The organism is Microbacterium deminutum (genome assembly GCF_039530205.1).
Lineage (GTDB): Bacteria > Actinomycetota > Actinomycetes > Actinomycetales > Microbacteriaceae > Microbacterium > Microbacterium deminutum.
The window spans coordinates 201,878-217,574 of record NZ_BAAAOG010000001.1; the positions used below are offsets into that span (position 1 = coordinate 201,878).

5 protein-coding genes are annotated in these 15,697 nt (G+C 68.7%); 2 read left to right on the forward strand and 3 right to left on the reverse strand.

Features of this window, described 5'->3' with window-relative positions; all coding sequences use genetic code 11:
• Window positions 1–46 precede the first annotated feature (46 nt).
• Genes ABD212_RS00925 through ABD212_RS00935 form a run of 3 tightly spaced genes read right to left on the reverse strand, consistent with a single transcriptional unit; the run spans window position 47 to window position 7,958 of the window.
• Window positions 47–2,665 carry a DUF4062 domain-containing protein gene (locus tag ABD212_RS00925; RefSeq protein WP_344090248.1) on the reverse strand — a complete coding sequence of 873 codons (2,619 nt, stop codon included), beginning with the start codon at window positions 2,663–2,665 and terminating at the stop codon, window positions 47–49.
• Window positions 2,666–2,718: 53 nt separating this feature from the next.
• Window positions 2,719–5,331, reverse strand: a complete 2,613-nt coding sequence (locus ABD212_RS00930) for an ATP-binding protein (protein WP_344090250.1) — start codon at window positions 5,329–5,331, stop codon at window positions 2,719–2,721.
• Window positions 5,332–5,348: 17 nt separating this feature from the next.
• On the reverse strand, window positions 5,349–7,958 hold the full coding sequence (locus ABD212_RS00935) for a DUF4062 domain-containing protein (RefSeq protein ID WP_344090252.1): 2,610 nt from the start codon (window positions 7,956–7,958) through the stop codon (window positions 5,349–5,351).
• Window positions 7,959–8,273: 315 nt separating this feature from the next.
• Between ABD212_RS00935 and rpoB the strand changes: the two genes are divergently transcribed.
• Both rpoB and rpoC read left to right on the forward strand, forming a co-directional pair.
• Window positions 8,274–11,765 carry a DNA-directed RNA polymerase subunit beta gene (gene rpoB, locus ABD212_RS00940; protein ID WP_344090254.1) on the forward strand — a complete coding sequence of 1,164 codons (3,492 nt, stop codon included), beginning with the start codon at window positions 8,274–8,276 and terminating at the stop codon, window positions 11,763–11,765.
• A 47-nt stretch (window positions 11,766–11,812) separates the two neighbouring features.
• Window positions 11,813–15,688: a DNA-directed RNA polymerase subunit beta' gene (gene rpoC, locus ABD212_RS00945; RefSeq protein ID WP_344090256.1), complete on the forward strand. Its 3,876-nt coding sequence runs from the start codon at window positions 11,813–11,815 to the stop codon at window positions 15,686–15,688.
• Window positions 15,689–15,697 lie beyond the last annotated feature (9 nt).

Below are 15,697 nucleotides of genomic sequence, written 5' to 3' on the forward strand. Positions count from 1 at the left end.
ATGGCTCCCTCCGCGCCGCATCTGACGCGCCGCCCCGCCGCGCGGCTCACCATGTCGCCGGCACCTGTCCGCCCTCGGCATCCGTATCCGGCAGCGCGATGGCGTACGCCTCGGCGATGCTCATCTCCGCGCCGGCGCGCTCGCCGCCCGCGACCGCCTCCGGGGCCGTTGCGCGGATCGCGGTCAGAGGCTGCACGTTAGCGGCGAAACCGTCGACGTCGAACACGCCGACCCGCTGTCGGATGGATGCCGCGACTGCCGCCAGAGCGCCCGCACGCCATGCGTCGCCCTGCAGCGCGGCGATCGCGCTGATCCCCTCGAGCGAGTACTGCGCCCCCTCGTCGTAGTGGAGCAGCGCCGACAGTTCCAAGGTGGTGCGATAGTCGCCGCTCGCCGTCTCGATGTCGCCGCCGAGCAGGCGCACCCGCGCGACGTTGTTCCCCGCCACGACGCGCGTGAACGCGTCCTGCTCGGCCACGCCGATGGCCGATGCCCGTTCGAACCGCTCGAGCGACTCGGCGAATGCGCCACGCGCCATCGCGAGCAGTCCGAGTGCGACCTCCGCCAGAGCCTCCGCCCACCAGTCGCCGAGGCCGTGCAGGGCATCGCGGGCCTCCACCAGTTCGGCCTCGGCGGCCGCCATGTCGAGATCGGGGAAGCGCATCCGGGTGCTTCCGCGGGCCGCGAGCGCCATGGCCGCGGCATCCGCATCGCCGCTCTGTGCGAACAGGCGGGAAGCCTCGCCGAGACCCTCGATGACCTGGTTCGAAGGGCGCTGCCACATCTCGCCCCACATCGTGAAGAAGACGGCGATGGCATGCGTGCGCGTCGAGATCGGTCGTCCGCTGCCCAGCAGGTCCAGCATCCACAGCCGCACCTCGCTGAAGAAGCCGGAGATCCACCAGTACACGAGCAGGTTCCAGGCGAAGTCGCCGGCGTCGTCGAGCCGGTCGATCTGGACGAGGTGGCGCACGGCCGCGCGCAGATTCGAGAGCTCCAGGCCGAGGGTCCGGACGGCCGCGGGCTGCGCGGGTCCGCGCAGATCCGGCGAGGTGCGTCGCACGAGCCCTGCGTAGTAGTCGGCGTGCGCGGCGCGCATGACATCGGCCTCGCCGCGGGCTCCGAGACGCTCGACGGCGTACTCCCGCACGATCGCCAGGAGCGAGAACGTCGACCTGCCGCCGAGGTCGGCCTGCTTGACCAGCGACGCGTCGACGAGGCCGCCGAGGGCGTCGAGCACCTGATCCGCCCATGACCTGCCGGCGGCGACAGCTTCGACGGCATCGAGTGCGAATCGGGTGGCGAACACGCCGAGGTCGTCGAGCATCTCCCGCTGCACGTCCGGCAGCAGGCTGACGCTCCAGTCGATCGCGGCGCGCATCGTGCGATGCCGTTCCGGAAGGTCCCGCGATGCCGCTGTCAGCAGTGGCAGGGTCTTCTCGAGGCGCTGGTCGATCGCTGCGGGATTGAGCGCTCGTATCTTCGCGGCGGCCAGCTCGATCGCCAGCGGGAGCCCGTCGAGCCGGCGGCAGATGCTCGCGACATCCGCGACGTTGCGGTCGGTGAGCTCGAAGTCGGGCCGGACCGCCTGTGCCCGGTCGACGAAGAGCGCGACCGCCGGCGAGCGCAGCGCCCGGTGCACGGTCGCGGGCTCGGTCGCGCCAGGAGACGACAGCGCCTCGACCTCGTAGACCTGCTCCCCGCGTATCCGCAGCACGACGCGACTCGTGACGAGGAAGGTCGCGAGCGGCGCGGCGGTGTAAAGGCGCACCAGGACGGGTGCGGCATCCACGATCTGCTCGAAGTTGTCGAGGACGATGAGCACGCGCCTGCCCTCGAGCGCGCGGCCGATGCGGTCTTCGAGGTCGACGTCGCCGCTGTCGCGCACCCCCAGCGCGTACGCGATCGTCGGCAGCAGCAGGCCGGGCTCGAGCACACCCTCGAGAAGGACGAAGTACACGCCGTCCCGGAAGAGCTCCGAGCTCTCCCGCGCGACCTCGATCGCGAGGCGGCTCTTGCCGATGCCGCCGGGTCCGACGAGGCTCACCAGCCGATCCGCGCCGGCGGCGAGCAGCTCGCGCACGCGATGTACGTCTTCCTCGCGCCCGATCGTCCGCGTGTACGGGACCGGCACTCGCCCTGCGAGCGCCTCAGCGGGTTCGCCCTCGTCAGAGGCTCCGCGCCGCGAGGCGTCGAAGCGCTCGGCAAGCAGCGTGGCCAGGTCGTCGGCGATCCGCTCCTCGAGCTCGTCTGCGGTGCGGAAGGGCAGGTACGCCGCGTGATCGTCCGCCTGGATGCGCGCGATGAGCGCGGTGAGCCGCTCGTCGCGACGATCGGATGCCTTGATGTAGATGAGCTTCGGCATCGAGGCCGGCGCGAGGTCGTACTCGTCCTGGAGGCCGGAGATCTGCTCGTCGGGCGCGACCCAGCCGTAGCTCTCCCCGTAGATGCCGACGAAGATGTCGCTCTGGGCGAGATACGAACGGTACAGCTCGCGCGGTGGGTGAGGGCGCGCGCCGAGCTCGAACATCACGGGGGCGAGTCCCATCCGCTCGATCGCCGCGCGGGCGCCGGCCCGCTCAGCGGCGAGTTCGCGCAGAGTCGAGCTGACGAACACGCGGATCCGCTGATCGGGTGTCCGGATCACGGATGTCGCCCCGGTCATGTCCACATCCTGGCGCCCAGATCCGCCTGGCGCGCCCGCCGCCGACGCCGGGGTCATGACCGGGCTCCGGATGACGTCTCGAGGGTCGCGCCGGTGTCGGCGGTCGGCCCGGCGGCACTCCCCAGTGCGTACTCCGTGGCCTCGTGCACGGTCATCATCCGTCCGCGCGCGCGGGCCGCCTCGAACGCCGGCGCGGCGGCGGTGGCCAGTACGGAGGCCACGAACGGCTCGAAGGTCACGATCGTCGCCTGCTCGCCCATCCCGGTCAGCCGCCTCACGGATTCGGCTGCGCCCGCGATGACGCCCGCCCGCTCGATGTCGCCGCTGAGCACCGAGATCGCGATCAGACCTTCCAGGGCGTAGGCGGCTCCGTCGACGTTGCCGAGTTCGGTCGCCAGCACGAGGTTGCGTTCGAAGAGGTCGCCCCGCGGCGCCCCCTGTGCGATCCACATCCATGCCCGATTCGTGATCGCCAGCGTCGTCGCGAAGGGATCGCCGATGAGCTCGGCCTGCTCCAGCGCCTCGTCGAACCATCGCGCGGCCTGCGCGACATCGCCGCGGACGACGAACACGCGTCCGATCGCCACCTTCGCCATCGACTCGATGGTCGGCATCCGGCCTTCGAGCATCGAGAGCGAGGCACGTCCGGATTCCTCCGCGCGATCGAGTTCGGGGGGAACCTCGGCGAGATACGCGAGCGCGAGGGAGCCCAGCGCGAGCGCCTCGCTGTCCCGGTCCCCGATCGAGCGGAACAGCGCGACGCTCTCCTCGAACGGGCCCGGGCCGACTCCGCCCCGCTGCTGCCAGAGGCTCACCCACGACGAGTAGCCCAGTGCGATCGCCCTGGTGGCGTCCGACACGGCGACTCCGGTTGCGAGGATCGCGTCCATCCACGCCCGCGCTTCGGGCATGAGCCCGCGGATCCACCAGTACAGGAACAGGTCCCACACCACGCGCGAAAGCATGTCGACCGCCCCCATCTCCAGCAGGTGCCGGCCTGCGGTGCGCAGGTTGTCGCGTTCGGCTCCGAGTCTTGCCAGTGCGCTGAGCTGGGTCCTCCCCTGAAGCTTCGGTGCGATCTCCAGTGCCAGCCGCGTGTAGTGGTCCGCATGCAGGCGCCGCACCTCCGCGGCATCCGGAGATGCCTCGAGCAGGGCGAGCGCGTACTCGCGGACCGTGGCGAGAAGGCCGAACACCGGCACTGCGGCGAGCTCCCGAGGGCGGACGAGGCTGTTGTCGACGAGCTCGGTGAGAAGCGAGAGCGTATCGGCATCCGCCGACAGCCCGGCGCCGACCGCCTCCACAGCGTCGAGGCTGAAGTCACCCGCGAACACTCCGAGGCGGATCAGCAGAGCGCGCGGCGCCGGCTCGAGAAGCCCTGCGCTCCAGGCGATCGTCGTCTCGATCGTGCGCTGCCGGTCGGGCAGATCCCGCGTGGAAGCGACGAGCAGGGGAAGCCGCCGCTCGAGCCGCTCCAGCAGCGCTGACGGCGTGAGGACCCGGATCCGGGCAGCCGCGAGCTCGAGCGCGAGGGGCACGCCGTCCAGGGCGGCACAGATCCCGGCGACGGCGGCGACGTTGTCCTCCGTGATGTCGAACGCCGGATTGGCTGCGCGAGCGCGGTCGCGGAACAGCCGGATCGCCCACGAATCCAATGCGGTGCCGGCGTGGATCGCCCTCGTAGGGTCCGGAAGGGGGAGCGGCGGCACGTCGTACACGTGCTCGGGGCGGACGCGAAGCCGAGCCCGGCTCGTCACGAGGAAGGACGTGCCCGGCAGCGCCTCGGAGAGCGCCACGAGCACGGGTGCGGCGTCGAGCACCTGCTCGAAGTTGTCGAGGACGACGAGCATGCGGCGATCGCCGAGCGCCCTGCCGATGTCGTCGGCGATGCTGCCGCGGCCAGAATCGCGCACGCCGAACTCGGCGGCGATCGTGGGGATCACCTGTCCGGGATCGGTCACGTGCTCGAGCAGGATGAAGGCGACGTCCCGGTCGCCGACGGCGGCGGCACGGAGTGCGACCTCGATCGCGAGCCTGCTCTTGCCGATCCCGCCCGGCCCGACGAGGGTGACGAGCCGGACGGTGTCGTCGGCGAGGAGGTCCAGCACAGCGGCGACGTCCGCATCGCGACCCAGAGTCTCGGTGTAGGGTGGCGGGATCTTCGTCGCCAGGGGCGAGACGGCGTCGGCCTCCTCCGGGGCTCGACTACCTTCGAACCGCTCGGCGAGCATCGTCGCGAGGTCGCCGGCGACCCGTTCGGCGAGCTCCTCGGCGGTCGCGAACGACACGTACGAGGCGGTGTCGTCGCCTCGGATCCGGTCGATGAGGTTGTTCAGCCGATCCTCGCGATTCTCGGCTTCCTTTATGTAGATCAGCTTGGGCATGGTGGCCGGCGCGAGCAGGTACTCGTCCTCGAGGCCCGAGACCTCCTCTCCGGGCGCGATCCAGCCGTAGCGCTCGCCGTAGATCCCGACGAACACGTCGCTCTGCTCGAGGTAGGAGCGGTACAGCTCCCGCGGGGGATGCGGGCGGGCGCCGAGTTCGAACATGACGGGCGCGAGCCGCATCCGCTCGATGGCGGCGCGGGCCGCGCGGCGCTCGTCCGCGAGCTCCCTCAGTGTCGAGCTCACGAAGACCCGGATCCGCTGATCGGGGGTGCGGATCACGGGATGCCGGGCTCCTGTCACGGCGACACCAGCCGCCTCGCGTCACGCTCGGCGAACCGCGCCGCCTCGAACGAGCCGAATTCGAGCCCTTCAGCCTCGCCTTCCGCCAGTTCCGCCGCCGCATCGGTCGCCCGCAGTTCGTCGAGGAAGCGCACGTGATAGACGAACGCGTCGGCGTCGATCGCGGCGGTGCGCCGGCGGATGCTCGCCGCAGCACCGGCGAGCACGCCCGCGCGCCTCGCATCCCGCCGCCGCGCAGCGACGGCGCTGAGGCCCTCCAGACAGTACGCGATGCCCTCCTCGTGCCGCAGGGCGACCGATCCGGAGAGACTCTCGAGGTATGCGTCCTCCGCGTCGTCCAGGCGGTCGGAGAGCAGCATCATCCGCCCCACATGGTGAAGCGCGACGGTGCCGGCGAATCGCTCGCCGCAGGCGCGCGACGCCTCGGCCCCGCGGCGGAACAGCTCGGTGGCGTCGTCGTGGCGTCCCATCAGCAGGGCGATGCGACCGAGCGCGACCAGCGCGAGGCACTCGCCCCAGCCGACGTCGGCCCGGCGGAATGCCTCGGCACCCTCGCTGAGCCAGCGCGAGGCGGCGGCGACGTCAGGTGCGGGGCTGTTGATCTCGGCGACGCCGGCGGTCGTCGTGGCCATGGCGACACCGAGCATGTCGCCTTCGCTCTCGAACTCCTTCGCGGCGTCGAGCAGGATCGGCGCGATGCCCGGTCGGTGCGTCGTCCACGCGTCGCGCCATCCGGCGTAGAAGGCCACGATCGCCTGCTCGCGCGAGGAGGCCACGGCGCCGGTGCGGTCGAGGATCGCCTGCAGCCACACGGCCACCTCCAAGAGGTACCCGCCGACCCACCAGAACACGAACAGCCGCCAGGCGACGTCGCATGCCGTCTCGGCGTCGGCCCGGGCGGCCAGGTGGCGCACCGCGCCGCGCAGGTTGCCGCGCTCGAGGGTGAGCCGGGCGACGGCTGCGAGCTGGTCGCCGGTGCCCAGGTTCTCCGCCTCTGCGCGTGCGACCGCCGTATAGACGGCGGCATGCGCGTCGCGGACGGCATCCTCCTGCCCCGTCGCTGCGAGGTCCTCCACGCCGTACTCGCGGACACTCACGAGCAGCGAGAAGGCCGCCTGGCCGTCGACGTCGTCCTGATGGACGAGCGACGAGTCCACGAGCGTCTCCAGCGACTCGAAGACGTCGAAGTCCCACTCTCGAAGTCGCCCCATGGCTTCCACCGAGGCGAGGGTGAACCCCGGTGAGTACACCGCGAGCTCCATGAGCAGCCGGCGTGACGATGGGTCGAGCAGCTCGGCCGACCACTCGATCGTCGATCGGAGCGTGCGCTGGCGGAGGGGGACGTCACGTGAGGCGTCCACCAGGAGTGCCAGCTGCCTGTCGAGCCGCCGCAGGATGTCCGCCGGCCCGAGGAGGCGGATCCGCGCGGCGGCCAGTTCGAGCGCGAGCGGCACACCCTCCAGCACGCGGCAGATCTCCACCACCGGGGCGAGATTGGCGTCCGTGAGTTCGAACTCGGGGTTCGCCGCCCGGGCGCGCTCGGCGAAGAGCTCGATGGCGGCGGCGTTCCGGGCGCGGCCGATCGAATCGGGCGATTCGGGATCGTTCGTCGGAAGCGGGTCCACGTCGAATACGCGCTCCCCCCGTATCCGGAGCACGACTCGGCTCGTCACGAGGAACGCCGCGTCCGGGGCGATCGTGAACAGGCGCACCAGGATCGGGGCGGCGCTCACGATCTGCTCGAAGTTGTCGAGGACGAACAGCAGCCGCCGCTTGTCGAGGGCGAGCGCCAGACGCTCCTCCAGCTGCAGCCCCGTCGTCTCCCGGATGCCGAGCGCGTACCCGATCGTCGACAGCAGCAGCTCCGGCTCGAGGACGTTCTCGAGGGGCACGAACACGATGCCATCCGGGAACAGCGGTGCGGCCGCTTCCGCGACGGCGATCGCGAGCCGGCTCTTGCCGATTCCGCCCGGCCCGCAGATCGTCACCACCCGAGTCGCGCGATCCCTGAGAAGGGAGACGACCTGCTCGATCGCTCTGTCGCGGCCGATGATGCGCGTGTAGGCGGCGGGCATGCGGGTGACCGCCGAGTCCTCGGATGCCGCAGCCGGCTGCTCTGCGCGAGATTCCTCGAATCGTTCGGCGAAGAGGGTGGCGAGGTCGTCGGCGAGGCGGTCCTGCAGCTCGTCGGCGGTCTCGAACGTGAAGTAGGCGGCGGTGTCGTCGTCGCGGACCCGGGCGAGGAGCGCGGTGAGCCGTTCTTCGCGGTGCGTGCTGGCCTTGATGTAGATCAGCTTCGGCATTCCGCGCGGGGCGAGGTTGTACTCGTCCTCCAGCCCCGAGACGTCCCCGTCGGGAGCGATCCAGCCGTAGCTCTCCCAATAGATCCCGACGAACACGTCGCTCTGCTCGAGGTAGGAGCGGTACAGCTCGCGCGGCGGGTGCGGGCGCGCGCCCAGTTCGAACATCACGGGCGCGAGCCTCATCCGCTCGATGGCGGTGCGCGCCGCGCGCCGCTCGTCCGCGAGCTCTCGAAGGGTCGAGCTCACGAACACCCGGATCCGATGATCGGGCGTTCGGATCACGGGGTGCCGAACCCCAGTCATGTGCATCATCATGAACCTATGCGTGGGCATGCGTCCATGGTTCGGACCGGAAAACCGCGGTGGGGCAGGGTTATACCGCAGCATCCGGAACTCGTCAAGAATCCGACTGGACATATCTCGACATCCGCCGTATAGTAGGTAGTTGCGCTCTTGGATTCCCCCTGCCCTCATATGGTGGTCGGCTGTGCCTGCGTGCCCCCGCTTCTTCGCCGTGCGTGCGAAGCGGAGTGTGGCGCCAGGTTTCGGGGACGAATGAGCACTCCACCCTGACGACAAGGAAACGAGCCCCGCCCCGGGCCCACGGAGGTAATCCCCTTGGCTGCTGCGCGCAACGCAACCACCACCACCACCAAGAACGGCCGCGGAGCTTCCCGCCTCTCGTTCGCCAAGATCTCCGACACGCTGACGGTCCCCGACCTGCTGGCGCTTCAGACCGAGTCCTTCGACTGGCTCGTCGGCAACGACGGCTGGAAGGCTCGCGTCGAAGGCGCCAAGCAGGTCGGCCGCACGGATGTGCCCGAGATCAGCGGTCTCGAGGAGATCTTCGAGGAGATCTCGCCGATCGAAGACCTGAGCGAGACGATGCAGCTCTCGTTCACGAACCCGTATCTCGAGCCCGAGAAGTACTCCATCGAGGAGTGCAAGGAGCGCGGCAAGACCTACGCCGCCCCGCTCTACGTCGAGGCCGAGTTCATGAACCACCAGACCGGTGAGATCAAGACGCAGACGGTCTTCATGGGCGACTTCCCGCTCCAGACGGACAAGGGCACGTTCATCATCAACGGCACCGAGCGTGTCGTCGTGTCGCAGCTGGTCCGCTCGCCCGGCGTCTACTTCGACCGGACGCCCGACAAGACCAGCGACAAGGACATCGTCTCGGCGCGCATCATCCCCAGCCGCGGCGCCTGGCTCGAGTTCGAGATCGACAAGCGCGATCAGGTCGGCGTCCGCATCGACCGCAAGCGCAAGCAGTCGGTCACCGTTTTCCTCAAGGCCCTGGGCCTGACCAGCGAGGACATCCTCAGCGAGTTCGCCGGCTTCGACTCGATCGAAGAGACGCTGTCGAAGGACACGATCCTCTCCAAGGAGGACGCGCTCCGCGACATCTACCGCAAGCTCCGTCCGGGCGAGCAGGTCGCCGCCGAGGCCGCCCGCGCGCTGCTGGACAACTTCTACTTCAACCCGAAGCGCTACGACCTCGCCAAGGTCGGTCGCTACAAGATCAACCAGAAGCTCGGTCTCGCCGGCCCGCTCTCGGACTCGGTGCTCACCGTCGACGACATCGTTGCGACGATCAAGTACCTCGTCCGCCTGCACCGCGGCGACACCGTCTTCGAGGGCCTGCGCGCCGGCAAGACGGCCGACATCCGCCTCGACATCGACGACATCGACAACTTCGGCAACCGCCGCATCCGCGCCGTCGGCGAGCTCATCCAGAACCAGGTCCGCACCGGTCTGTCGCGCATGGAGCGCGTCGTCCGCGAGCGCATGACCACGCAGGACATCGAGGCGATCACGCCGCAGACCCTGATCAACGTGCGCCCCGTGGTCGCCGCGATCAAGGAGTTCTTCGGAACCTCGCAGCTGTCGCAGTTCATGGACCAGAACAACCCGCTCGCGGGTCTGACCCACAAGCGTCGCCTCTCGGCGCTCGGCCCCGGCGGTCTGTCGCGTGAGCGTGCCGGCGTCGAGGTCCGTGACGTCCACCCGTCGCACTACGGCCGGATGTGCCCGATCGAGACCCCGGAAGGCCCGAACATCGGCCTCATCGGCTCGCTCGCGTCGTTCGCCCGCATCAATGCGTTCGGCTTCATCGAGACGCCGTACCGCAAGGTCGTCGCCGGCCGGGTCACCGACCAGATCGACTACCTCACCGCGAGCGAAGAGGACGACTTCATCGTCGCCCAGGCCAACGCGCCGCTCAAGGCCGACGGGCACTTCACCGAGGACCGCGTCCTCGCCCGCAAGAAGGGCGGCGAGGTCGACCTGTTCCCCGCCGACGAGATCGGGTACATGGACGTCTCGCCGCGCCAGATGGTGTCGGTCGCGACGTCGCTCATCCCGTTCCTCGAGCACGACGACGCGAACCGCGCCCTCATGGGTGCGAACATGCAGCGTCAGGCCGTCCCGCTGCTGCGCAGCGAGTCGCCGGTCGTCGGCACGGGCATGGAGGGCTTCGCGGCCATCGATGCCGGTGACGTCGTGACCGCCGAGAAGGCCGGTGTCGTCACCCAGGTGTCGGCCGACTACGTGACAGTGCAGCTGGACGAGGGTGGCACGCAGGACTATTTCCTGCGCAAGTTCGACCGCTCGAACCAGGGCACCAGCTACAACCAGCGCGTCATCGTCAGCGAGGGCGAGCGGGTCGAGGTCGGCGAGGTCATCGCGGACGGACCGGCGACGGAGAACGGCGAGCTCGCGCTCGGCAAGAACCTCCTCGTCGCGTTCATGACATGGGAGGGCCACAACTTCGAGGACGCCATCATCCTCAGCCAGGACCTCGTGAAGGACGACACCCTCTCCTCGATCCACATCGAGGAGTACGAGGTGGACGCCCGCGACACGAAGCTCGGCAAAGAGGAGATCACCCGTGATCTCCCGAACGTGAGCCCCGACCTTCTGAAGGACCTCGACGAGCGCGGCATCATCCGCATCGGCGCCGAGGTCCGCCCGGGCGACATCCTGGTCGGCAAGGTCACGCCCAAGGGCGAGACCGAGCTCTCCGCCGAGGAGCGCCTGCTCCGTGCGATCTTCAACGAGAAGAGCCGCGAGGTGCGCGACACGTCCCTGAAGGTGCCTCACGGCGAGCAGGGCACGATCATCGCGGTCAAGGAGTTCAACGCCGAGGACGGCGACGACGAGCTCGGCTCGGGCGTCAACCGCCGCGTCGTGGTCTACATCGCCCAGAAGCGCAAGATCACCGAGGGCGACAAGCTCGCCGGCCGCCACGGCAACAAGGGCGTCATCGCCAAGATCCTCCCGATCGAGGACATGCCCTTCCTCGCCGACGGCACGCCGGTCGACGTCATCCTGAACCCGCTCGGCATCCCCGGTCGCATGAACTTCGGCCAGGTCCTCGAGACCCACCTCGGCTGGATCGCCCAGCAGGGCTGGAAGGTCGACGGCAACCCGAAGTGGGCCGCGCGCCTGCCCGACGAGGCCCGCGAGGCCGCCCCCGGCACGAAGGTCGCGACCCCGGTGTTCGACGGTGCGTTCGAGGAGGAGATCGCGGGTCTGCTCGACTCGACGAACCCCACGCGCGACGGCGTCCGGCTCATCGACTCGACGGGAAAGACCCAGCTGTTCGACGGCCGCTCCGGCGAGCCGTTCCCGGCGCCCATCTCGGTCGGCTACATGTACATCCTGAAGCTGCACCACCTCGTCGACGACAAGATCCACGCACGGTCGACCGGCCCCTACTCGATGATCACGCAGCAGCCACTGGGTGGTAAGGCCCAGTTCGGCGGCCAGCGCTTCGGCGAGATGGAGGTGTGGGCGCTCGAGGCCTACGGCGCCGCGTACGCGCTCCAGGAGCTCCTCACGATCAAGTCCGACGACATCCTCGGCCGCGTCAAGGTGTACGAGGCCATCGTCAAGGGCGAGAACATCCAGGAGCCCGGCATCCCCGAGTCCTTCAAGGTGCTCATGAAGGAGATGCAGTCGCTCTGCCTGAACGTCGAGGTCCTCTCGGCCGACGGCACGCCTGTCAACCTCCGCGACACCGACGACGACGCCTTCCGCGCTGCGGAAGAACTCGGCATCAACATCTCCAGCCGCTTCGAGTCCTCGTCGATCGACGAGATCTAAGTCGCCAGGCAACGAACAGAATTCCGACACAGGAGAACTGAGAACTAGTGCTCGAATCAACAACTTTCGACCAGCTTCGCATCGGCCTGGCCACTGCCGACGACATCCGTCGTTGGTCGTACGGCGAGGTCAAGAAGCCCGAGACCATCAACTACCGCACGCTCAAGCCCGAGAAGGACGGCCTCTTCGGAGAGCAGATCTTCGGGCCCTCGCGTGACTGGGAGTGCGCGTGCGGCAAGTACAAGCGCGTCCGGTTCAAGGGCATCGTCTGCGAGCGCTGCGGCGTGGAGGTCACCAAGTCCTCCGTCCGCCGCGAGCGTATGGGCCACATCGAGCTCGCCGCGCCCGTGACCCACATCTGGTACTTCAAGGGCGTCCCGTCGCGCCTCGGGTACCTGCTGGACATGGCGCCTAAGGACCTCGAGAAGGTCATCTACTTCGCCGCATACATGGTGATCTCGGTCGACCAGGAGGCGCGCCAGCGCGACCTGCCGACGCAGGAGAACAACATCCGCCTCGAGCTGAAGACGCTCAGCGACCGCCGCGACGCGCGCATCGCCACGCGCCTCCAGAAGCTGGAGGAGGAGCTCGCCGCGCTCGAAGAGGAAGGCGCCAAGGCCGACCAGAAGAAGAAGGTCAAGGATGCCGCCGAGAAGGACATGGCGGGCATCCGCAAGTCCTTCGACGACCAGATCGTGCGTCTCGAGAAGGTGTGGGAGGACTTCCGCACCCTCGAGGTCGGCGCTCTGAAGGGCGAGGACGAGATCTTCCACGAGCTCCAGGACCGCTTCGGTCAGTACTTCGAGGCCTACATGGGCGCGGAGTCGATCAAGCGTCGCCTCGAGGCGTTCGACCTGGCGTCCGAGTCCGAGAGCCTGCACCTGCAGATCTCGGAGGGCAAGGGCCAGCGCAAGATCCGCGCGATCAAGCGCCTGAAGGTCGTCAACTCGTTCCTGCAGACCGGCATGAGCCCGGCATCCATGGTGCTCGACGTCGTCCCGGTGATCCCGCCGGAGCTCCGCCCGATGGTGCAGCTCGACGGTGGCCGCTTCGCGACATCCGATCTCAACGACCTGTACCGCCGCGTGATCAACCGCAACAACCGCCTCCGGCGCCTCATCGACCTCGGCGCTCCCGAGATCATCGTGAACAACGAGAAGCGGATGCTGCAGGAGGCCGTCGACGCGCTGTTCGACAACGGCCGCCGCGGTCGCCCCGTCACGGGCACCGGAAACCGCGCGCTCAAGTCGCTCTCCGACATGCTCAAGGGCAAGCAGGGCCGGTTCCGCCAGAACCTGCTCGGCAAGCGCGTGGACTACTCAGGCCGTTCGGTCATCGTCGTCGGTCCCCAGCTCAAGCTGCACCAGTGCGGTCTGCCCAAGCAGATGGCTCTGGAGCTGTTCAAGCCGTTCGTCATCAAGCGCCTGATCGACCTCGGTCACTCGCAGAACATCAAGGCCGCCAAGCGCGCCGTCGAGCGCACGCGTCCCGAGGTGTGGGACGTGCTCGAGGAGATCATCCGCGAGCGCCCTGTGCTGCTGAACCGTGCGCCCACGCTTCACCGTCTCGGCATCCAGGCCTTCGAGCCTCAGCTCGTCGAGGGCAAGGCCATCCAGCTGCACCCGCTCGTGTGCGCCGCGTTCAACGCGGACTTCGACGGTGACCAGATGGCCGTGCACCTGCCGCTGTCGGTCGAGGCCCAGGCCGAGGCCCGCGTGCTGATGCTCGCGTCGAACAACATCCTGAAGCCCTCGGACGGCCGTCCGGTCACCCTGCCCTCGCAGGACATGATCATCGGCCTGCACCACCTGACCACGGTCAAGGAAGGCGCCAAGGGCGAGGGCCGTGCGTTCGGCTCGGTCTCCGAGGCGATCATGGCGAAGGACGAGGGTGAGCTCGACCTGCAGGCGAAGGTCCGCATCCGGGTTCCGGGTCTGACCTTCCTCGAGGGTGAGGCGCCCGAGGACTACGACCGTCATGGACTGCTGGATGCCTCGCTCGGCCAGGCGCTGTTCAACGACACGCTCCCCAAGGGCTACCCGTTCGTGCGCGAGCAGGCCGACAAGGGCAAGCTGTCGCAGATCGTGAACAAGCTCGCCGAGGAGTACCCCAAGGTGGAGGTCGCCGCGACGCTCGACCGCATCAAGGACGCCGGCTTCTACTGGGCCACGCGTTCGGGTGTGACGGTGGCGCTCAGCGACGTGCTGACCCCGCCGAACAAGGGCGAGATCGTCGGCCGCCACGAGAAGCGCGCCGCGAAGGTCCAGGCACAGTTCGAGAAGGGTCTCACGACCGACTCCGAGCGTCGCCAGGAGCTCATCAAGATCTGGACCGAGGCCACCGACGAGGTCCAGGTCGCGATGCGCGACAACTTCCCGGAGGAGAACACCATCAACCGCATGGTGTCCTCGGGCGCTCGAGGCAACTGGCTGCAGATCCGGAACATCGCCGGCATGCGAGGCCTGGTGAACAACCCCAAGGGTGAGATCATCCCTCGTCCGATCATCTCCTCGTACCGCGAGGGTCTGTCGGTGGCGGAGTACTTCATCGCGACGCACGGTGCCCGCAAGGGTCTGGCCGACACGGCCCTCCGTACGGCTGACTCGGGTTACCTCACGCGCCGTCTCGTGGATGTCTCGCAGGATGTCATCATCCGCGAAGACGACTGCGGCACGACCAAGGGTCTCGAGCTGCCGATCGCGGCGATGGGTCCCGACGGCTCGCTCGTCAAGGACGCCAACGTCGAGAACTCGGTGTTCTCGCGCACGCTCGCATCCGACGCGGTCGACGCTCAGGGCAACGTCCTGGCGCAGGCCGGCGAGGACGTGGGCGACGTGCTCATCGACAAGCTCATCGAGGCGGGCGTCGAGACCATCAAGGTCCGCTCGGTCCTGACCTGCGACTCCGCCGTCGGCGTGTGCGCGCAGTGCTACGGCCGTTCGCTCGCGACCGGAAAGCTCGTCGACATCGGCGAGGCCGTCGGCATCATCGCGGCCCAGTCGATCGGCGAGCCCGGCACGCAGCTCACGATGCGCACCTTCCACACCGGTGGTTCGGCCTCGGCCGACGACATCACGCAGGGTCTTCCCCGCGTGCAGGAGCTCTTCGAGGCTCGCACCCCGAAGGGCGCCTCACCGATCGCCGAGTCCGACGGACGCATCACGATCGACGAGACCGACCGTTCGAAGAAGGTCATCCTGACCCCCGACAACGGCGACGAGCCGCACGTCTACCCGGTGCTCAAGCGCGCGACACTGCTGGTCGAGGACGGCCAGCACGTCACGGTCGGCCAGCCGCTCCAGGTCGGAACGCTCGACCCCAAGGAGGTCATGCGCGTGCAGGGTGCTCGCGAGGTGCAGCGTTACCTCGTGGGCGGCGTGCAGGGCGTGTACCGGTCGCAGGGTGTGCCGATCCACGACAAGCACATCGAGGTCATCGTCCGCCAGATGCTCCGCAAGGTCACGGTCGTCGATCACGCCGACACGAACCTGCTCCCGGGTGAGCTCGTCGACTTCAAGCGCTACCAGGCCATCAACCGTGCGACCGTCGCCGAGGGCAAGCGCCCGGCATCCGGTCGCCCGGAGCTCATGGGAATCACCAAGGCGTCGCTTGCGACCGAGTCCTGGCTGTCGGCCGCCTCGTTCCAGGAGACTACCCGCGTGCTGACCCAGGCGGCCATGGAGGGCAAGAGCGACCCGCTCCTGGGCCTCAAGGAGAACGTGATCATCGGAAAGCTCATCCCCGCCGGAACCGGACTTGCGAAGTACCGCAACGTCACGGTCGAGGCGACGGAAGAGGCCAAGAGCGAGCGGTACCCCAACCGCATCTTCGCCTCGGACGGCGCGTACAGCGACGCCGACCTGAGCTACGTCGACTTCGACAGCTTCTCGACGGACGACTTCACACCCGGCACGTACAACTGACGCGAACCC

Bases quoted from the DNA above. Each gene is read 5' to 3' on its own strand.
- ABD212_RS00935 (WP_344090252.1), bottom strand. From the start codon at position 7,958: ATGACTGGGGTTCGGCACCCCGTGATCCGAACGCCCGATCATCGGATC.
- ABD212_RS00925 (WP_344090248.1), bottom strand. From the start codon at position 2,665: ATGACCGGGGCGACATCCGTGATCCGGACACCCGATCAGCGGATCCGC.